At 68.4% G+C, this 18,864-nt stretch carries 17 protein-coding genes; 10 read left to right on the forward strand and 7 right to left on the reverse strand.

Annotated features, from left to right (window positions below):
* Positions 1–91 precede the first annotated feature (91 nt).
* From metE to RSO68_RS14365, 3 genes are all read left to right on the forward strand, one after another.
* Positions 92–2,398 (forward strand): 5-methyltetrahydropteroyltriglutamate--homocysteine S-methyltransferase, encoded by a 2,307-nt coding sequence (gene metE, locus RSO68_RS14355; protein WP_315587081.1) that lies wholly within the window; start codon positions 92–94, stop codon positions 2,396–2,398.
* 183 nt (positions 2,399–2,581) lie between these two features.
* On the forward strand, positions 2,582–3,337 hold the full coding sequence (locus tag RSO68_RS14360) for a COG3650 family protein (RefSeq protein ID WP_315587082.1): 756 nt from the start codon (positions 2,582–2,584) through the stop codon (positions 3,335–3,337).
* Positions 3,338–3,457: 120 nt separating this feature from the next.
* Positions 3,458–4,066 (forward strand): FMN-dependent NADH-azoreductase, encoded by a 609-nt coding sequence (locus RSO68_RS14365; RefSeq protein WP_315587083.1) that lies wholly within the window; start codon positions 3,458–3,460, stop codon positions 4,064–4,066.
* A gap of 96 nt (positions 4,067–4,162) precedes the next feature.
* Here the strand turns inward: RSO68_RS14365 and RSO68_RS14370 are convergent, their stop codons facing one another.
* Positions 4,163–5,230 carry a metal-dependent hydrolase gene (locus tag RSO68_RS14370; protein WP_089852002.1) on the reverse strand — a complete coding sequence of 356 codons (1,068 nt, stop codon included), beginning with the start codon at positions 5,228–5,230 and terminating at the stop codon, positions 4,163–4,165.
* Between the two features lie 185 nt (positions 5,231–5,415).
* Between RSO68_RS14370 and RSO68_RS14375 the strand changes: the two genes are divergently transcribed.
* Positions 5,416–5,787, forward strand: a complete 372-nt coding sequence (locus RSO68_RS14375; RefSeq protein ID WP_315587084.1) for a VOC family protein — start codon at positions 5,416–5,418, stop codon at positions 5,785–5,787.
* A gap of 147 nt (positions 5,788–5,934) precedes the next feature.
* Here RSO68_RS14375 and RSO68_RS14380 read toward each other — a convergent pair whose 3' ends face one another.
* Positions 5,935–6,471, reverse strand: a complete 537-nt coding sequence (locus RSO68_RS14380; RefSeq protein ID WP_315587085.1) for a DNA-3-methyladenine glycosylase I — start codon at positions 6,469–6,471, stop codon at positions 5,935–5,937.
* Positions 6,472–6,547: 76 nt separating this feature from the next.
* On the opposite strand from RSO68_RS14380, the gene RSO68_RS14385 reads away from it, so the two are divergent.
* Positions 6,548–7,000 (forward strand): DUF411 domain-containing protein, encoded by a 453-nt coding sequence (locus tag RSO68_RS14385; RefSeq protein ID WP_315587086.1) that lies wholly within the window; start codon positions 6,548–6,550, stop codon positions 6,998–7,000.
* 17 nt (positions 7,001–7,017) lie between these two features.
* A complete protein-coding gene (locus tag RSO68_RS14390; protein WP_315587087.1) occupies positions 7,018–7,458 on the forward strand; it encodes a VOC family protein in 441 nt (146 codons plus the stop codon).
* Between the two features lie 22 nt (positions 7,459–7,480).
* Here RSO68_RS14390 and RSO68_RS14395 read toward each other — a convergent pair whose 3' ends face one another.
* A complete protein-coding gene (locus tag RSO68_RS14395) occupies positions 7,481–7,885 on the reverse strand; it encodes a DoxX family protein (protein ID WP_315587088.1) in 405 nt (134 codons plus the stop codon).
* A 95-nt stretch (positions 7,886–7,980) separates the two neighbouring features.
* Between RSO68_RS14395 and RSO68_RS14400 the strand changes: the two genes are divergently transcribed.
* Together RSO68_RS14400 and RSO68_RS14405 are read left to right on the forward strand one after the other, a co-directional pair.
* The gene (locus RSO68_RS14400; protein WP_390882415.1) at positions 7,981–8,433 is read left to right on the forward strand and encodes an META domain-containing protein; all 453 of its coding nucleotides are present in this window, start codon (positions 7,981–7,983) and stop codon (positions 8,431–8,433) included.
* A 175-nt stretch (positions 8,434–8,608) separates the two neighbouring features.
* Positions 8,609–10,078 carry a DUF3360 family protein gene (locus RSO68_RS14405; RefSeq protein WP_315587089.1) on the forward strand — a complete coding sequence of 490 codons (1,470 nt, stop codon included), beginning with the start codon at positions 8,609–8,611 and terminating at the stop codon, positions 10,076–10,078.
* A gap of 106 nt (positions 10,079–10,184) precedes the next feature.
* On the opposite strand, the gene RSO68_RS14410 is transcribed toward RSO68_RS14405, so the two are convergent.
* From RSO68_RS14410 to RSO68_RS14425, 4 genes are all read right to left on the reverse strand, one after another.
* The gene (locus tag RSO68_RS14410) at positions 10,185–13,046 is read right to left on the reverse strand and encodes a valine--tRNA ligase (RefSeq protein ID WP_315587090.1); all 2,862 of its coding nucleotides are present in this window, start codon (positions 13,044–13,046) and stop codon (positions 10,185–10,187) included.
* A 125-nt stretch (positions 13,047–13,171) separates the two neighbouring features.
* On the reverse strand, positions 13,172–13,609 hold the full coding sequence (locus tag RSO68_RS14415; protein WP_089852027.1) for a DNA polymerase III subunit chi: 438 nt from the start codon (positions 13,607–13,609) through the stop codon (positions 13,172–13,174).
* A 192-nt stretch (positions 13,610–13,801) separates the two neighbouring features.
* Positions 13,802–14,902 (reverse strand): branched-chain amino acid aminotransferase, encoded by a 1,101-nt coding sequence (locus tag RSO68_RS14420; protein WP_315587091.1) that lies wholly within the window; start codon positions 14,900–14,902, stop codon positions 13,802–13,804.
* A gap of 146 nt (positions 14,903–15,048) precedes the next feature.
* A complete protein-coding gene (locus RSO68_RS14425) occupies positions 15,049–16,575 on the reverse strand; it encodes a leucyl aminopeptidase (protein WP_315587092.1) in 1,527 nt (508 codons plus the stop codon).
* A gap of 137 nt (positions 16,576–16,712) precedes the next feature.
* Between RSO68_RS14425 and lptF the strand changes: the two genes are divergently transcribed.
* A complete protein-coding gene (lptF, locus tag RSO68_RS14430) occupies positions 16,713–17,795 on the forward strand; it encodes an LPS export ABC transporter permease LptF (RefSeq protein ID WP_175535132.1) in 1,083 nt (360 codons plus the stop codon).
* Positions 17,792–18,856, forward strand: coding sequence for an LPS export ABC transporter permease LptG (gene lptG / locus RSO68_RS14435; protein ID WP_089852021.1), 1,065 nt, complete (start codon positions 17,792–17,794; stop codon positions 18,854–18,856). The genes lptF and lptG overlap by 4 nt, the downstream gene beginning before the upstream one ends.
* Positions 18,857–18,864: the final 8 nt, after the last annotated feature.

Consider the following 18,864-nt stretch of genomic DNA (forward strand, 5'->3'; position numbering starts at 1 on the left):
GATTCATCTTTAAGATGTGAAAGTTTAGTTTGATTCACCTCCCATGGCCAGCGAGACTCCTCAGCATCATTCATGAACAAAGGATGTCATCATGACGATGGCTCATGTTACCGGCTATCCGCGCATCGGCGCGGATCGCGAACTGAAGCGCGCCACCGAGGCCTACTGGCAGGGCAGCCTCGACCGGCAGGCCCTGGAGGCCACCGGACGCGAGCTGCGCCTGGCGAACTGGGCGGCCCAGCGCGAGGCTGGCCTCGACCTGGTGACCGTGGGCGACTTCGCCTTCTATGATCAGGTGCTCGACGTCTCGGTGATGGTCGGGGCGGTGCCGCCGCGTTTCGCCGCCGAGGACGAGGTGGCGCGCGGCGAGGTGGATCTCGACACCGCCTTTCGCATGGCCCGGGGGCGCGCCCCCAGCGGCGCGCCGGCCGCGGCCTGCGAGATGACCAAGTACTTCGATACCAACTACCACTACCTGGTGCCGGAGCTGCATCCCGGGCAGCGCTTCCGGCTCTCCAGCAAGCGGCTGTTCGATCAGGTGGAGGAGGCCAAGGCCGCCGGTCATGCGGTCAAGGTGGCGTTGACCGGCCCGCTGACCTGGCTGTGGCTGGGCAAGGGGCGCGGCGACGTGCCCGAGGACTTCGATCGCCTGGCGCTGCTCGACGGCCTGCTCGACGTCTACGCCGAGGTGCTCCAGCGGCTGGCCGGGCAGGGCGTCGAGTGGGTGCAGCTCGACGAGTCGGCGCTGGTGCAGGATTTGCCGCTCGCCTGGCGGCAGGCCTATGAGCGCGCCTATCACCGTCTGCAGGCCGCCCCGGTCAAGCTGCTGCTGGCCAGCCCCTTCGGCGGCCTGGGGGACAACCTCTCCCTGACGGTAAGCCTGCCGGTGGCCGGCCTGCACATCGATGGGGTGCGCGCCCCGGACGAGCTGGAAGCGGTGCTCGACCGCCTGCTGCCCCACAAGGTGCTCTCGGTGGGGGCGATCGACGGACGCAACGTCTGGCGAGCCGACTTGGCCCTGTGGCGCGAGCGCCTGGCCGTGGCGCGCATGCGCTTGGGCGAGCGGCTGTGGATCGCGACGAGCTGCTCGCTGCTGCACGTGCCGGTGGACCTAGAGGCGGAAACCGATCTTTCGCTCGAACTGAAAAGCTGGCTGGCCTTCGCCCGGCAGAAGCTGGATGAGGTCGCCACCCTGGCCCGTCTGCTCGACGGCCGCGCCGACGCCATCGACCGCGAGCGCGTGGAGGTCGCCAGCCGTGCCCTGCAGGCGCGTCGCGAGGCCGAGCGGCTGCATCGCCCCGCGGTGGCCGCGCGGCTGGCCGGCGTCAGCGATGACGATGCGCGCCGTCGGCGGCCCTACGCCGAGCGCGCCGTGGCCCAGCAGCGCCATCTCGCCCTGCCGCTGTTCCCCACGACCACCATCGGCTCCTTCCCCCAGACCGGGGAGATCCGCGCCGCGCGGCGCGCCTTCAGGGCCGGTGACCTCTCTCGCGAGGCCTATGAGGCGCAGATGCGCGAGGAGATCGCCGGGGCCGTGGCGCGCCAGGAGACACTCGGCATCGACATGCCGGTGCACGGCGAGCCGGAGCGCAACGACATGGTCGAGTACTTCGGCGAGCAGCTCGACGGCTTCGCCTTCACCCGCTTCGGCTGGGTGCAGAGCTACGGGACGCGCTGCGTCAAGCCGCCGATCCTCTACGGCGATGTGGTGCGCCCGGCGGCCATGACGGTGCGCTGGAGCGAGTATGCACAGTCGCTTACCGAACGGCCGATGAAGGGCATGCTCACCGGGCCCGTCACCGTGCTGCAGTGGTCCTTCGTGCGCGACGACCAGCCCCGCGAGACGACCTGCCGGCAGATCGCCCTGGCGCTGCGCGACGAGGTGCTCGACCTCGAGGCGGCGGGCATTCGCGCCATCCAGATCGACGAGCCCGCGCTGCGCGAGGGGCTGCCGCTGCGCTGTGCCGAGTGGCAGGGCTACCTCGACTGGGCCGTCGAGTGCTTCCGGCTGGCCTCGGCGGGGGTGCGTGACGAGACGCAGATCCACACCCATATGTGCTACGCGGAGTTCAACGACATCATCGCCGCCATCGCGGCCCTGGATGCCGACGTCATCACCATCGAGACCTCGCGCTCGGACATGGAGCTGCTCGACGCCTTCCAGGACTTCGCCTATCCCAACGCCATCGGGCCCGGCGTCTATGACATCCACTCGCCGAATATTCCCGAGGTGGACTGGATGGTGGCGCTGATGGACAAGGCTGCCGAGCGCATCCCGGTCGAGCGGCTCTGGGTGAACCCGGACTGCGGCCTCAAGACCCGGGGCTGGGCCGAGGTGGAGCCGGCGCTCGCCAACATGGTGGAGGCGGCACGGGTGCTGCGTCAGCGCCACGGCTGAGGTAGGGGGCAGGTCAGGAGAGACGGTATCTCCTCTACGACCTGTCTCCGGTTCCTCGAGTCATGTCCAAAGGGGGCTGACGGCCGGGCGGCGCCAAGCCGTCCGGCGGCTGGTATCCTGAGGTAACGACAGCGCACGCCACGTAAGCGCGCGTCAAGGAATCGTCTGCCAAGGAGCCCTGCCATGTCCCGCCATGTCCCCCTTCGTCTCTCCCTGCCGCTGCTGCTGGCCCTGGGGCTGTCCGGCTGCGTCACCTACGTGAGCGCGCCGGCGCCCGAGCCGGCCCCGTCCTCCCTGGAGAAAGCCGACCCGGCGCAGGACGAGGCCTCGGCCAGGGCGCCGCTGCTGCCCTCGATGCTGTTTCCCGGCGAGGCCGACGAGCTGGCCGGCTGGCGCTGCACGCCGGCTCAGGACCTGGTCACCGCCGCCACCAAGGAGGAGCTGCGGCTGTGGTCGGCCCAGGGGGGCACGCGTCTCGCCCCCGCCGTAGTGGCCAGCGGCGCCCGCTACCAGCAGGGCGACCTCAGCTTCTGGAACAAGGGGCGGGAGGCGCTGGTCGAGAGCCAGCGCGGCCGGCTCGATTGCCGGGTTGACGTCACCCGGGATGCCCTGACCCGCGAGGAACACCCCGGGGTGATGTTCCGCGGCCAGGGCAACGAGCCGGGCTGGCATGTGGCGCTCGCCAACGACGTTCCCGAGCTGACCATGACGCTGGACTATGGCCGCCGGGAGGTAACCCTGCCCTACCGGGTGACCACCCTGGACAACGACGCTGGGCGGGTGATCCTGGCCAGCGGCCAGGCGGCGCGACCCTTTACCCTGCGCATCGAGGCGAAGGCTTGCTTCGATGACATGAGCGGCCAGCCCTGGCCGGCCCGGGTGACGCTTTCCCTCAACGACCAGGTCTACCGGGGTTGCGGTCAGGGCATCGCGCCCTGAGGCGGTGAGGGCGCTTCTTTCGTTTTTATCGAAAGAAGACGGCGGATCTTTGCGCTTTTCGTTGCATTTAGTGCACGTAGAATGGCACGCATTGTCCGCTAACGGTTCAAGGAGATTGCCATGACCACTCGCGCCCTCATTCTCACCTCATCGATCCTCGGCGAGAACGGCCAGTCCATCGCCCTGGCCGAGCACTTCCGGTCCCTGGCCGCCGGCCGCGACGATCTTGAGATCACCGCTCGCGACCTGGTGGCCGATGAGCTGCCGCACCTGACCCAGCCGGAGCTCGCCAGCTGGCAGGTGCCGGCCGGCGAGCGCAGCGCCGAGCAGCGCGAGCTGGCGTCTCGCTCCGACGACCTGATTCGCGAGCTCCTTGAGCACGACGTTGTGGTGCTGGCGGTGCCGATGTACAACCTCGGCGTGCCGTCCCAGCTCAAGGCGTGGTTCGACCGCGTACTGCGGGCCGGCGAGACCTTCCGCTACACCGAGAATGGGCCAGTGGGGCTCATCGAGGGCAAGCGAGCGGTGATCCTGGCGGCCAGGGGCGGTGAATATGCCGGCACCGCGATGGACAGCCAGACCCCGCACCTCAAGGGCATGCTGGGCCTGATCGGCATCGCCGAGGTTGAGGTGGTCTTCGCCGAGGGGCTCGCCATGGGGGAATCCCACCGCGAGGCGGCGCTCAAGGAGGCGAAGCAGGCCATCGAGGGGCTGGTGCAGGCGCTCTGAACGCCGCGACGCGGCGCTGATCGAAAACCCGCAAACGGGGTGGCGTCGGCCACCCCGTTTGCGTGCCGGGGCTCAGCATCTCAGTCCCTCAGTATCTCAGCACGAACCGGGCGCGCCGATGAGCCACTGGCGAGCGACGAAGTCGCTGGTGCAGAGCCGTGGCTCCGGGCTCAAGATGCGCCCGCCGAGCCGGGACAGCGCCGCGCGGCTGTTTTTTCCCGGAGAGGTGAGCTGTTCGGAGACCGGCACCGGCCGCCAGTCGTCGCCCTCGCGGGTCGCCAGGGTAAAGGCGAAGGGGTGAAAGCCCGGGAAGCCGAGGCGCAGGTCGGTGGCCACCAGGGTATCGCGGCCGTCACGCTCGCGCATCTCATAGCGCAGGAAGGGCCCGGCGAACCAGTCGAGCCGTTGGCCGCGTCGGCTGTCGAGCGCCGCCGCCTCCAGCTCGGCGCCGCGGGCATAGGTCTCGAGCGACGGGGCGCTGTCGCCATCGAACACCCCCACCAGGGCCTCGTGGTAGCGCCCGCCGTCGGCCACGGTGACTCGCCACAGCAGGATGTTGAAGGGCGTCGGCTGGATCAGCCGCGGGGCCTGCTCGAGGCCGCGCTCGGCCAGCACCGGCTCGATGCGCGCCTCGACCAGCTGTCGGGCGCCGACGGCAAGCACCAGGTAGGCGCAGGCGATCGTCAGCCCCCAGGTCGCGGGGCGGGCCGCGCGGCCGCTTATCAGCGCCATGCCGACGCCCACCAGCAGCGGCAGGGTGTAGAGCGGGTCGATGATGAAGACGTGCGGCCAGGCCACGGGCGGCGTGTCAAGCGGCCACCAGAGCTGGGTGCCGTAGGTCGTCAGGGCGTCGAGCAGCGGGTGGGTCAGCAGGATGAGCCCGAAGAACAGCCCCCAGCGGGGAAGCGAGATGTCCCGCGCCTTCGCGACGCGGGTCGACAGCAGCGCGAGCAGGGCGGCGAGCCCCGCCAGCACGAACAGCGAGTGGGAAAAGCCGCGGTGCTGGGTGACGTTGGCCACGGCGTCGCCGTAGTCGATGATCACGTCCAGGTCGGGCAGGGTGCCCAGTGCCGCGCCGATCAGCACCGCCTTGCGGCCCAGCCGCCGGCCGAGCACGGCACCGCCGATCGCCGCGCCCAGCGCGGCCTGAGTCATCGAATCCATGTGAAAAGCTCCTTCGTCGGCGGCAGGCCCTTGCTCTGACGGCAAGGCGGGGCGCCGGTTCCCCAGGGCCCAGCCGGGCCGCGCTGCCTCGGATCGTCGTCAGCGACGGTGGCGCCCCATCACGCGAGCAGGTAAGAAACCGCGTACCCTAATCCCTCGTTAACCATCCTGAACGGAGAAACACCATGATCGGATACGTCACCCTGGGTGTCAGCGATATGGACAAGGCCAAGACCTTCTATAGCGAGCTGCTGCACGACCTGGGCGCCAAGGTGCTGCTGGATATGGGCCGCATCGCGTTTATCGGCGAGAGCATGAGCACTCCCATGCTTGCGGTGTGCATTCCTTTCAATGAAGCGCCTAACCATCCCGGAAACGGCAACATGGTCGCCATTTCCGTCGGCAGTAAAGAGGCGGTGGACGCGTACTATCAGAAAGCCATTGCACTGGGAGCCGTGTGCGACGGTCAGCCGGGCCAGCGGATCGAGGACCAGTTCTACGGTGCCTACGTGAAAGATCCCGACGGCAACAAGCTGGCGTTTTACGTGTTCGGTTGATCCCGCTGCGCTGAACTATCAGCGCGAGTGCTAGTGATGGGTGGCCGGCGCTGGAAACCGGTCACCCACCGCTGCGTTGAGCGCTTGTGCTGGCAAGGGTGAAGCCTCCGCTCGGCCGTTGGCGCCATGTGTCGCGAGCCTGTCATCCTACCGGCCGGCCCACGGGGGGCGTGCGTCGAGGACGCTCGCCTGAACGGGGCAGTCGTCGCGATGGGCGCCGGGCAGGTAGCCGCTGCTCATTAGCAGTTCTCCGACGATCTCGGGGCCGGTGAAGCGGAAGGTGCGCTTGAACAGGCGCACCCAGCCGCCATGTTCGAGGGGATGATGGTGATCCAGCCAGGCCTTGAAGCTGCCGTGCTCGGCGCGCAGGGCCTGGATCACGCCGGCGTTGTGGATCGCCGCATCGACCTTCAGGCGGTTGCGGATGATGCCAGCATCCGCCAGCAGTCGCGCCCGCTCGGCCTCGCCATAGGCCGCGACCCGGTCGACGTCGAAGCCCTCGAAGGCGGCCTGGAAGGCCGCGCGCTTCTTCAACACGGTCAGCCAGGAGAGCCCCGCCTGATTGATCTCCAGCACCAGGCGCTCGAAGAGGGCGCAATCGTCCTCCACCGGGAAACCGTATTCATGGTCGTGATAGGGCCCGTGGAACGGATGCCCGGGGGCCAGGTCGCAGTAGTGGCTCATGCTGTCGCTCCGGGGTGGCAGAGGAGCCGGGTGATACCCGACAATCGACGACACCTTAACCCTAGGAGTGCCTGCCATGACACCACTGCAACGTTTGGCCCTCGCCGGCGTCCTGCTGACCGCCGCCGCCAGCCCCGCCTGGGCCGAGGCGCCGGTGGTGGAGATGCACAAGGATCCCAACTGTGGCTGCTGCACGGCCTGGGCCGAGCACATGGAGAAGGCGGGGTTCGAGGTGCGACAGCACGAGACCCACGACATGCGCGCGGTGAAGATCGAGCACGGCCTGACGCCGGGGCTCGCCTCCTGCCACACGGCGGTGATCGACGGCTACGTGATCGAGGGACACGTGCCGGCGTCGGACGTTCGCCGACTGCTCGACGAGCGTCCCGACCTGGCAGGCCTGGCGGTGCCGGGCATGCCCCATGGCTCTCCCGGCATGGAGACCGGGCGTCACGACGACTACGCCGTGCTGGGCTGGCGCCACGACGACCGCACGCCGTCGGTCTTCGCCGAGTACACCCACGACTGAAGCGACAGGAGTTCCCCATGCAGTATCTGCACACCATGGTTCGCGTCAGCGACCTCTACGCCTCGCTGCACTTCTACTGCGACCTGCTGGGTCTCAAGGAAGTGCGCCGCAAGGAGAACGAGAAGGGCCGCTTCACGCTGGTCTTCTTGACCGCGTCCCAGGACGAGGCGCGCTCGGCCGAGCTCCAGGCGCCTGAGATCGAGCTGACCTGGAACTGGGACCCGGAAGAGTACGGCGGTGGGCGCAACTTCGGCCACCTGGCCTACCGGGTGGACGACATCTATGCCCTCTGCGAGCACCTCCAGGCGAACGGCGTGACCATCAACCGCCCGCCGCGGGACGGCCACATGGCCTTCGTCAAAAGCCCCGACGGCATCTCGGTGGAGCTGCTGCAGGCCGGCGACGCCCAGCCGCCCAGGGAGCCGTGGGCGTCCATGGAGAACACCGGCACCTGGTAGGTGTCGTGGCGGCCGGGCGCGATCAGTCCGGCCGCCAGGCCATGCGCCCGCTGCCCAGTAAGACCAGCGCCAGGGCGCCGAACAGGAAGAAGCCCTGCAGCTCCAGGGCCCAGCCGCCGGAGTCCTTGAAGACGGTCAAGTCGCCCATGTGTGCCAGGAAGATGGCCACCAGCATGTTGGCGACCATCAGCAGGGCCCCCACGCGACTGCGCCAGCCGATCAGCACCATCAGCGGCGCCACCACCTCGCCGATCAGCACCCCATAGGCGAGCACGGTCGGCAGGCCCTGGGCGGCCAGGGTGTTGCCGATCCAGGTCAGGTTGCCCGGATTGAGCAGCTTGGCAAGGCCGTGGGGCAGCATCAGTCCGGCCACGGTGAGGCGCAGGATCAGCTTGCCGAGGGCATCGTTGTGAAGCGCGTGAAGCATTCAGGGACCTCCTGGTCCGGCGAAGAATTGTCTCGATGCCCCGGCTGGGGCAAGCTTGGCGCCGGACCACCGCCCTGCGCCTCAAGGAAGATACCATGATGATCAAAATGTTACGCAACATTGCCCTGCTCACCGCCGGTGCCCTGCTGCTCGCCGCGTGTCGCGGTGGACAGGCCCCGGGGATCGTCGAGGAGCCCTCGGCCCGCCTCGAGGGGCCGGTGGTCGAGCAGCGTTGGAACCTTCTGCTGGTGGGCACCAGCGAGCGCCTCGACATGCCCACGCGCCCCTACTTCGTGATCGACGACGAGGGGCGGGTGAGTGGTAGCGACGGCTGCAACCGGCTGACCGGCCGGGCGGCGCTGGGCGACAATCAGCGGATCGCCTTCACCGAGCTTGCCACCACGCGGCGCGCCTGCCCCCGGGCAGAGGACGCCGCCCGGGTGACCGCGCTTCTGGAGAACGCCTATCGCTACCTGATCGATCACGATCGACTGGTGTTCTTCGGCCCCGATCAGCGGGTGCTGGGGGGCTTCCTGCGCGTTGAGTAAGCGCGTTGAGTAAGCGCGTCGAGTGAGTGTTTTGTGCGGCCGCGGGGGGTGTCTCCTGCCACGGACCGGGCGCTTCTTTATATTAGCCGAATGTCAGATTGTGGCTCGGGTCGGGCCTCCCTAGAGTGGGCGAGCTTTTTTTCGCCATTCTCTGTCTCCACCCGCAAGTGAGCCCATGACCGACACCCACGACGAGTATCGCCAACGCCGCAAGCCACGCTCGGCCTTCGCCTCCCGGGCCGACTACCTGGAGCATGAGCTGCAGAGCATGGCGCCGCGGCGCTGGCGCCCCAACCTGCCGGGGCGCGACTACCGCTTCGAAATCGAGGACTGGGTGCCGGCCATGGCGGCCACCATCGGCAAGATCGTGATGGTCGCCGCCATCGTCGCCGCCTTCGCCGGCCAGCTTGGCCTCTCCGACGAGTTCGTCATCGAGAACGTCCGCTACGAGATGCTGATCGCCGCGGTGCTGTTCGTGGTGCTGGTCTCGGGCTTCCTCAATCCGACCAGCAATCTGGCCGGCACCCACGGGCCCTTGATCCCGCTGGTGCCGCTGATCGTGGCCTCGGGCGGACACCCCATGGCGCTGGGCCTGATGATCGGCGGTCTGGGCTTTTTGCTGGGCATTAGCAAGGGCGGCAGCCTGCTGGCCCGGCTGACCGGCAACGGGGTCTGCGGCGGCCTGCTGCTCTACTTGGGCTTCATTGGCATCAGCGGCCAGATCGAAAGCCTGTTCGCCTGGGCCGAAGGCTTCGACATGGCCTACCTGGCGTTCGTGGTGATCATCGCCACGATCCTCATGTACGCCTATCTGGAGCACGTCCAGATGCGCTGGCTGGCGATTCCGCTGGGGGCCTTGCTGGCCGGCGTGCTGTCGTTCGCGATGGGCGCGCCCTTCGAGTTCACCACCGAGCCGGGGATGCCCAACCTGAACCCGCTTTACTGGTGGGGAGAAGACACCGGCTGGCAGCTGGGCCTGCCGTCCTTCCATCACTTCGTCGCCGTGGCGCCCTTCGCGGTGCTGGCGGTGGCCATGTGGTCGCCGGACTTCGTCGGTCATCGGGTCTTCCAGCAGCTCAACTACCCGCCGAAGACCGACCGGGTGGTGATGAACATGGACGACACCATGGTCACCGCCTCGGCCCGCCAGGTGGCCGGCAGCCTCCTGGGCGGCGGCAACATCAGCTCCTCCTGGGGCACCTACATCGTGCCGGCGGCGATCGCCCGTCGCCCGATCCCCGCTGGGGCGGTGCTGACCGGCCTGCTGTGCGTGGTGGCCGCCCTCTGGGGCTATCCGATGGACCTGGCGGTGTGGCAGCCGGTGCTCAGCGTAGCGCTGATGGTCGGGGTCTACGTGCCGCTGCTGGAGGCGGGCATGCAGATGACCCGCAAGGGCAAGACCACCCAGTCCGCGGCGGTGGTGATCTTCTCCTCGGCGCTGGTCAATCCGGTGTTCGGCTGGTCGCTGACGGTGCTGCTGGACAACCTAGGGCTGATCGGCTGCAAGGAGCGCGGCCGCGAGCTGGGCCACATGGGGCGCTGGATCATCCCTGGCGTGGTGTTCGCGGTCCTCTGCACGGTGATGGCGGGCATCGGGATGTTCCCGGGCGTGCCGGCGCTGTGGGAGAGCTTCCGCGGACTGTGATCCCAGGCGTTGCACAACGAAAGGGGCCGGGCGCTTAGCGCCCGGCCCCTTTGTCGTCAGCGATCGACCCGCTGGATCATGACCCGCTAGATCACGACCCGCTGGATCAGAGCGCCTCGATCTTCTCGCGCTGCTCGACCAGCAGCCGGCGCGCGGCCTCGAAGTCGGCGAGCTTGGCGCGCTCCTTCTCGACCACTGCGGCCGGCGCCTTGGCGACGAAGCTCTCGTTGCCGAGCTTCTTCTCGATGCCGCCGATCAGCTTCTCCTGCTTGTCGATCTCCTTGGCCAGGCGTGCCAGTTCGGCGTCCTTGTCGATCAGGTCGGCCATGGGTACCAGCACCTCCATCTCGCCGACCAGCTGGGTCGCCGAGAGCGGCGCCTTGGCGGGGTCGTCGAGCCATTCGACGCGCTCTAGCTTGGCCAGCTTGGAGAGGAACAGGCGGTTGGCCGCCAGGCGCTCGGCGTCTTCCGGCCCGCCCTTGGTGAGCAGCGCCTCCAGCGGCTTGCCCGGGGCGATGTTCATCTCGGCGCGGATGTTGCGCACGGCCACGATCACGCCCTTGAGCCACTCGATGTCGCGGGTCGCGCGTTCGTCGACCAGGGTCTCGTCGGCCAGCGGCCAGGGCTGGTTCATGATCGAGCCGCTCTCTTCTGAGCCGCCCTCGGCCGAGAGGGTGCCGGCCAGCGGCGCGACGCGCTGCCAGATCTCCTCGGAGATGAAGGGCATCATCGGGTGGGCCAGGCGCAGGATCGCCTCGAGCACCCGCACCAGGGTCTGGCGGGTGCCGCGTTTGGCCGCGGCGCTGGCGCCCTCGTCCCACAGCACCGGCTTGGAGAGCTCCAGGTACCAGTCGCAGTACTCGTTCCAGACGAAGTCGTAGAGCGCCTGGGAGGCGTGGTCGAAGCGGAACTCCTCCATCGCCCTGGTCACCTGGGCCTGGGTCTGCTGCAGGCGCGAGACGATCCAGCGGTCGGCCAGCGACAGCTCCACCGGTTCGCTACCCATGCCGGTGTCCTCGCCCTCGGCGTTCATCAGCACGTAGCGCGAGGCGTTCCAGAGCTTGTTGCAGAAGTTGCGGTAGCCGTCCAGACGGCCCATGTCGAACTTGATGTCGCGGCCGGTGGTGGCCTGGGAGAGGAAGGTGAAGCGCAGGGCGTCGGTGCCGTGGGGCTCGATGCCCTCCGGGAACTCGGCGCGGGTGGCCTTGGCGATCGCCTTGGCCTTCTGCGGCTGCATCATGTTGCCGGTGCGCTTGTCCACTAGGGTGTCGAGGGAGATGCCGTCGATCAGGTCGATGGGATCGAGCACGTTGCCCTTGGACTTGGACATCTTCTGGCCCTGGCCGTCGCGCACCAGGCCGTGCACGTAGACCTGCCGGAAGGGCACCTCGCCGGTGAACTTGAGCGTCATCATGATCATCCGGGCGACCCAGAAGAAGATGATGTCGAAGCCGGTGACCAGCACGCTCGTCGGGTGGAAGGTGGCCAGTTCCGGGGTCTGCTCGGGCCAGCCCAGGGTGCCGAAGGTCCAGAGCCCGGAGCTGAACCAGGTGTCGAGCACGTCCTCGTCCTGGGTGAGTTCGAGGTCGGCGGGCAGGCCGTGCTTCTCGCGGGCCTCGGCCTCGCTCCTGGCCACGTAGACGTTGCCCTCGCTGTCGTACCAGGCGGGGATGCGGTGGCCCCACCACAGCTGGCGCGAGATGCACCAGTCCTGGAGGTCGCGCATCCAGGCGAAGTACATGTTCTCGTAGTTCTTCGGCACGAACTCGATGTCGCCGTTCTCGACGGCCTCGATGGCCGGCTTGGCCAGCTCCTCCACGGCGACGAACCACTGGTCGGTGAGCAGCGGCTCGATGACGTCGCCGGAGCGATCGCCGTAGGGCAGGGTGTTGCTGACCGTCTCCACCTGCTCGAGCAAGCCGGCGGCGTCCATGTCGGCGACGATGCGCTCACGGGCCTCGAAGCGACCCAGGCCCGCGTAGGCGGTGGGCAGGCTCGGATCGACGTCGGCAAGCGGCCGGCCCTGGAGGTCGAAGACCTCGGCGCGCTCGAGGACGGCGGCGTTCTGGGTGAAGACGTTGATCAGCGGAAGCCCGCAGCGCTTGCCGACCTCGTAGTCGTTGAAGTCGTGGGCCGGGGTGATCTTCACGCAGCCCGAGCCTTTCTCCATGTCGGCGTGCTCGTCGGCCACCACCGGGATGCGACGGCCGACCAGCGGCAGTTCGACGAACTTGCCGACCAGCGAGGCGTAGCGCGGATCCTCGGGGTTGACCGCCACGGCGCTGTCGCCGAGCAGGGTCTCGGGGCGGGTGGTGGCGACCACCAGGTAGCCGAGGCCCGCGTCGGTGGTGACGCCGTCGGCCAGCGGGTAGCGGAAGTGCCAGAAGCTGCCCTGCTGGTCGCGGTTCTCCACCTCCAGGTCGGAGATGGCGGTGTGCAGGGTCGGGTCCCAGTTGACCAGCCGCTTGCCGCGGTAGATCAGGTCGTCTTCATGGAGGCGGACGAAGACCTCCTGCACGGCCTTGTAGAAGCCGTCGTCCATGGTGAAGCGTTCGCGGCTCCAGTCGACGCTGGCCCCCATGCGGCGCAGCTGACGGGTGATCTCGCCGCCGGACTCCTGCTTCCACTCCCAGATCTTGTCGGTGAAGGCCTCGCGCCCGAGATCGTGGCGGCTCTTGCCCTCTTCCGCGGCGACCTTGCGCTCGACCAGCATCTGGGTGGCGATGCCGGCGTGGTCGGTGCCGATCTGCCACAGGGTGTTGCGCCCCTGCATCCGCCGCCAGCGGGTCAGGGTGTCCATGATGGTGTCCTGGAAGGCGTGGCCCATGTGCAGGCTGCCGGTGACGTTGGGCGGCGGGATCATGATGGAGAAGGGCTCGCCCGCGCCTGCGGGGGCGAAGCGGTTGTCGGCTTCCCAGCGCTCGTACCAGCGGGTTTCGATCTGCTCGGGTTGGTAGGTCTTGTCCATGGGGGCTTCCGGGTGTTCAGGGTGGCGTCGAGGCACGGCAAGCCGCGTCTTGGCGGCGCCGCAGGGCGCGAAAAATGGGCTCGATTATAGCCTGCCGAGCGGGCCGGCGTCATGGGCGAGGCGGCTCAGCCCTGGCCGCGCAGGTGGTGCGGGGTGACCGGGTAGCCGCGCTTCTTGTAGGTCTGCCAGCACTCGCGCTTGGCGGTGAGCACGTCCTGGTGCTGGTTGATGATCTCGGCGACGCGTTCGAAACGCGAGAACCACTCGGGGATGCCCGGGTGCAGGTTGAGCAGCGCCTGGGCGCCGGGCTCCGGCGGGCCCTCCCAGCCGATGGTCACCGGCACCGTCGCCTCCTGGTCGCTGCCCAGCATGGCGTGGGGAAGGTAGGCGTCGGGACGGAAGGTCCAGAGCCGGTCGTCGAGTTCGCGGGCCATGGCCTCGTCCTCGGCGTGCAGGTGCAGTCGGTAGCCCTTGCGGTAGATCGTTTCGGCCAGCCGGCAGGCGAAGCCGAAGCGGGCCTCCAGGGTGGTGTCGGGCAGGATGTAGAAGTCGATGCGGGTCATGGGATCTCGAAGGGGACTGGTGCTCGCTTGCCCGTGCCGGGAAAGTGTCCTCAGCTTCAGGGTGCCGGACTCGCCGGCGGCAGGACCCCGCGAGGGCGCTGTGAACCCATCCCTGGGCGCTACCTTTGCCCTCCATGGCAAAGGACCCTCGCTATGTCCTGCCCCCGGCGGTCAGCGCACGGTTGTCGGGGCTCAGGCGAGTCGGGTCAGCCAGCCGCGGGTGTCTTCGCTGCGGCCGTACTGCAGGTCGAGCAGGCGGGTGCGCAGGCGCTTGGCCACCTCGTTGTCGCCCTCGGCGGCCAGGCGGATGCTGCCGTCCTCGGTGACCAGCTCGCCCACCGGGGTGATCACCGCGGCGGTGCCGCAGGCGAAGACCTCGGTGATCTCGCCGGAGGCCGCGCCCTCGCGCCACTCGTCGATGCTGATCGGCCGCTCCTCCGGGGTCAGCCCCTCGTCGCCGGCCAGGGTCAGCACCGAATCGCGGGTCACGCCCTCGAGGATGGTGTCGGTGAGGCGCGGGGTGACGATGCGGCCGTCCTTGAAGACGAAGAACAGGTTCATGCCGCCCAGCTCCTCGATCCACTTGTTCTCGGCGGCATCGAGGAAGGCCACCTGGCTGCAGTCGTGCGCCGCGGCTTCCTTCTGGGCGGCCAGCGAGGCGGCGTAGTTGCCGCCGCACTTGGCGAAGCCGGTGCCGCCCGCGGCGGCGCGCTTGTAGTGCGAGGAGAGCCAGATCGAGACCGGCTTCACGCCGCCCTGGAAGTAGGCCGCCGCCGGCGAGGCGATGACGTAGTAGTCGACCTCGTGGGAGGGGCGCACGCCGAGGAAGGTTTCGCTGGCGATCATGAAGGGGCGAAGGTAGAGGCTCGACTCGTCGGTCTCGTCGGTCGGGGTAGGCACCCAGGCCTGGTCCTTGGCCAGCAGCGCCTTGAGCGAGTCGATGAAGTCCTCGTCGGAGAGTTCCGGCAGCGCCAGGCGACGCGCGCTACGCCGGAAGCGCTCGGCGTTCTTCTCGGGACGGAAGGTCCAGACAGAGCCGTCGGCGTGGCGGTAGGCCTTGACCCCCTCGAAGATCTCCTGGCCGTAATGGAGCACGGCGGCGGCGGGATCCAGGGTCAGCGGACCGTAGGGGCGCACCTCGTGGCCATGCCAGCCGTCGTCGAGGGTCCAGCGCACATGGGCCATGTGATCGGTGAAGTAGCGACCGAAGCCGGGGTTGGCGAGGATCTGTTCACGGATCTGCGGCGCGGTGGGCTGGGTCGTGGACAGCACGGAAAAGCGTTCGGTGGACACGGCGAGGGGTCTCCGCTTCTGGCGGGGCGCCGTCGGGCGCCCTCGGCACGAAAAAGGGAACCGGGCCGGCAAGGGCCCGGTGCATGAAAGTCGTCACCTCACATGAAAAGGTCCGCGTAGGGAAAAGGCAACCCCGTTGGCGGCGATCAGTCGTCCGCGACCTCGACCTCGACCTCGCCGTCGGCCTCGCGGTCCAGCAGGTACTGGGTCAGCAGACCGACGGGACGACCGCTGGCCCCCTTCTGCTTGCCGGAGGTCCAGGCCGTGCCGGCGATGTCCAGGTGCGCCCAGGGGAACTTGTCGGCGAAGCGCGAGAGGAAGCAGGCGGCGGTGATGGTGCCGGCCGGGCGGCCGCCGATGTTCGCCAAGTCGGCGAAGTTGGAGGAGAGCTGCTCCTGGTACTCGTCCCACAGCGGCAGGTGCCAGGCGCGGTCCCAGGCGGTCTCGCCAGCGTCCAGGATGTCCAGCGCCAGATCGTCATCGTTGGACAGCAGGCCGGTGGCGTGGTGGCCCAGGGCGATGATCGCCGCGCCGGTCAGGGTGGCGATGTCGACGACGCTGGCCGGCTCGAAGCGCTCGGCGTAGGTCAGGGCGTCGCACAGCACCAGGCGGCCCTCGGCATCGGTGTTGAGCACCTCGACGGAGAGGCCCTTGAGCGTCTGGATGATGTCGCCGGGCTTGGTGGCGCGGCCGTCGGGCATGTTCTCGGCGGCGGCGACGATGGCCACCAGGTTGATCCTGGGCTTGATGGCGAGCACCGAGGTGACGGTGCCGAACACGCTGGCGGCGCCGCACATGTCGAACTTCATCTCGTCCATGCCTTCGCCGGGCTTGAGCGAAATGCCGCCGGTGTCGAAGGTGATGCCCTTGCCGACCAGCAAGTGGGGAGCCTCGTCGGCCTCCTCGGCGCCCTGGTAGCGCATGACGATCAGCCGCGAGGGCTCGGCGCTGCCGCGACCCACGGAAAGCAGGCTGTGGGCGCCGAGTTCTTCCAGCGCCGCCTCGTCGAGGATCTCGGCGGTCAGCTCGCCGCCGGATTCGGCGGCCAGCCGCTCGGCGCGCTCGGCCAGGTAGCTCGGCGTGCAGACGTTGCCCGGCAGGTTGCCCAGGGTGCGGGTGGTGGCCACGCCCTGGCCGATGGCATCACCCACGTGCGCACCCCGGCGGGCCGCGTCGGCGTCACCCTGCTCGCTGATCAGCAGGGTGACCTTCTCCAGGCGCGGGGCGGGCGCCTTCTCGGACTTGAAGTCGTCGAAGCGGTAGACGGCGCGATGGGTGGCCTCGGCGACCATGCGGGCCTTCCAGTCGCAGCCGCGGTCGGCGACCGGCACGTCGGTGAAGGCCACGGCGACGTCCTCGGCGGGCAGCGGCGCGATCGCGGTAAAGGCGGCGTCCACGGCCTTGCGGAAGGCGCCTTCCTGGCACTTGCCGCGCTCGCCCAGTCCCACCAGCATCAGTCGGTCCGTGTTGAGGCCCGGGGCGAAGGGCACCATCAGGACATTGCCGAGCGTGGCCTCGAAATCGCCGCGCTCGATCAGTTGGCCGATCAGCCGCTCGCTGGCGTTGTCGAGCTTGGCGGCGGCGGGCAACAGCTCACCGTCCTTGAATACCGGGACCACGAGACAGGCCGTCTCGACCTTGGCGGGATTGGCCGTCTGAACGGGGAATTCCATGGAGTCTCCACAAGACAATCGAGGGGGGATTCTGGATAATGCCGGCACGTTGCCGAGTCATTCCAGTGTACCCAAGGCAAGGCGTCATTGCATGGAAGATGGCCGGGCACCAGGGGGTGTCCAGCCAGGAGACAACGTTGATCATATTCCGTTACCTGACCCGCGAAATCCTGCTGACCATGTCCGCCGTGGCCGGCGTTTTATTGCTGGTGATCATGGGCAGCCGCTTCATCCGCTACTTCTCTAACGCGGCGGAAGGGGAGATCCCGGTGAGCATCCTCGGCACGTTGATGCTCTTTCACCTGCCGGGCTTTCTCGAGCTGATTCTGCCGCTGGCCTTCTTCCTGGGCATCCTGCTGGCCTACGGGCAGCTCTATCTCAACAGCGAGATCACCGTGCTGGTGGCCTGCGGCACGAGTCCCCATCGCCTGCTGCAGGTCAGCCTGGTGCCGGCGACTCTGGTGGCGATTCTGGTCGGCATCTGCAGCCTGTGGCTGACCCCGGCGGGTGCTCTGCACAACGAGGTAATGCTCGAGGAGCAGCGCAGCCAGCTCGACTTCACGGCCTTGGCGCCGGGACGCTTCCAGGACTTCGGCGGCGGTCGCACGGCCTACACCGAGGGCTTCAACGACGACGGCACGCGTATGCAGGAGGTCTTCATCAGCGAGCGCCAGTCGCGCAGCGACACGACCCCCGAAAGCGTGGTGACCCGGGCGCGAAGTGGCTATCAGACCGTCGATGAGGAGACCGGCAGCCGTTTCCTGGTACTGGAAGAGGGCGAGCGCTACAGCGTCGACCCCGGCCGCGCCGAGGCCGAGCGCCTCGAGTTCGGCACCTACGCCGTGCGTCTCTCCGGGGCCGCCCAGAGCCCCGAACTCGATTCCCCCGAGTACGCCACCACCGCCGCACTGTTCGGCGCCGAGGCACTGCCGGCCATGGCCCAGTTGCAGTGGCGCCTCGGCCTGCCGCTGATGGTCTTTATCCTGACCCTGCTGGCCATGCCGCTGTCGCGGGTCAATCCGCGCCAGGGGCGCTTCTCCAAGCTGCTGCCGGCGATCTTCCTCTACGTGGCCTACCTCAGCCTGCTGCTGGCGGCGTTGGACGCCATCGGCCGCGGCAGCTGGCCGGTGGCGATCGGGATGTGGCCGATCCACGGCGGCTTTCTGGCCATTGGCCTGGCCATGATGGCCAGGGCCCAGCGCAAGGGAATGAGCGGATGATTACCGACCGTCTCGATCGCTACATCGCCCGCAACGTGCTGGGCGCCATCCTCGTCGTGCAGGTCGTTCTGCTGGGGTTGGACCTGGTGATCACCTACATCAACGACCTCGGCGACGTCGAGGGCGACTACGGCGCCCTCCAGGTGCTGTTCTACCTGCTGATGCGCCTGCCCTGGCGCTTCTATCAGTATGCGCCGGTGGGGGTGCTGATCGGTGCGCTGATTGGCCTGGGCAGCATGGCCTCGAGCAATGAGCTGACCGTGATGCGCGCCGCCGGTCGCTCCCTGGTGCGCATCCTCTGGGGGGTGATGAAGCCGATCATCCTGGTCATTCTGGTGGTGCTGACCATCGCCGAGTTCGTCAGCCCGCGCACAGAGCAGTTCGCCAGCGCCTGGCGCCTCGAGCAGATGCAGGGCGAGGGGGCGCTGCTCACCCAGCGGGGCGGCTGGCAGCGCGAGGGGGACGACGTCTATCGCTTCGGCGCCATCCGCGCCGACGACACCGTGCTCGACCTGACCCGCTATCGCTTCGAGGGCCGCACGCTCACCGAGGCGCTGAGCGCCCGCCAGGCGGTCTGGCAGGATGATCACTGGCAGCTCAGGCAGGTCGCCGTGACCCGTTTCGACGAGGGGCGCACCGAGGCTCGGCACCACGATACCCTGCCCTGGGAGACGAGCATGACCCCCGCGCAGCTCGACCGGCTGCTGCGCGACGTCGAGACTCAGGCCCCCAGCGAGCTGTGGAACTACGCTCGCTATCTGCGCGAGCAGGGACAGCAGGCGACCCAGCCACTGCTCTATTTCTGGCAGAAGATGCTGATGCCGCTGACCATGGCCTCGCTGGTGCTGGTGGCGGCCTCCTTCGTGTTCGGTCCCCTGCGCACCGTGGCCGCCGGCACCCGGGTCTTCTACGGGGTGATCGTCGGCCTCTCCTTCAAGTACCTTCAGGACCTGCTGGGGCCGGCGTCGACGGTGTTCGGCTTCTCGCCGGCCTGGGCGGTGCTAGCGCCGACCCTGCTGTGTGCCGGGGTGGGCCTGTACCTATTGCGCCGTACCGGCTGAACGAGGTT

This window comes from Halomonas saccharevitans, assembly GCF_032333995.1.
Classification (GTDB): Bacteria; Pseudomonadota; Gammaproteobacteria; order Pseudomonadales; family Halomonadaceae; genus Halomonas; species Halomonas saccharevitans.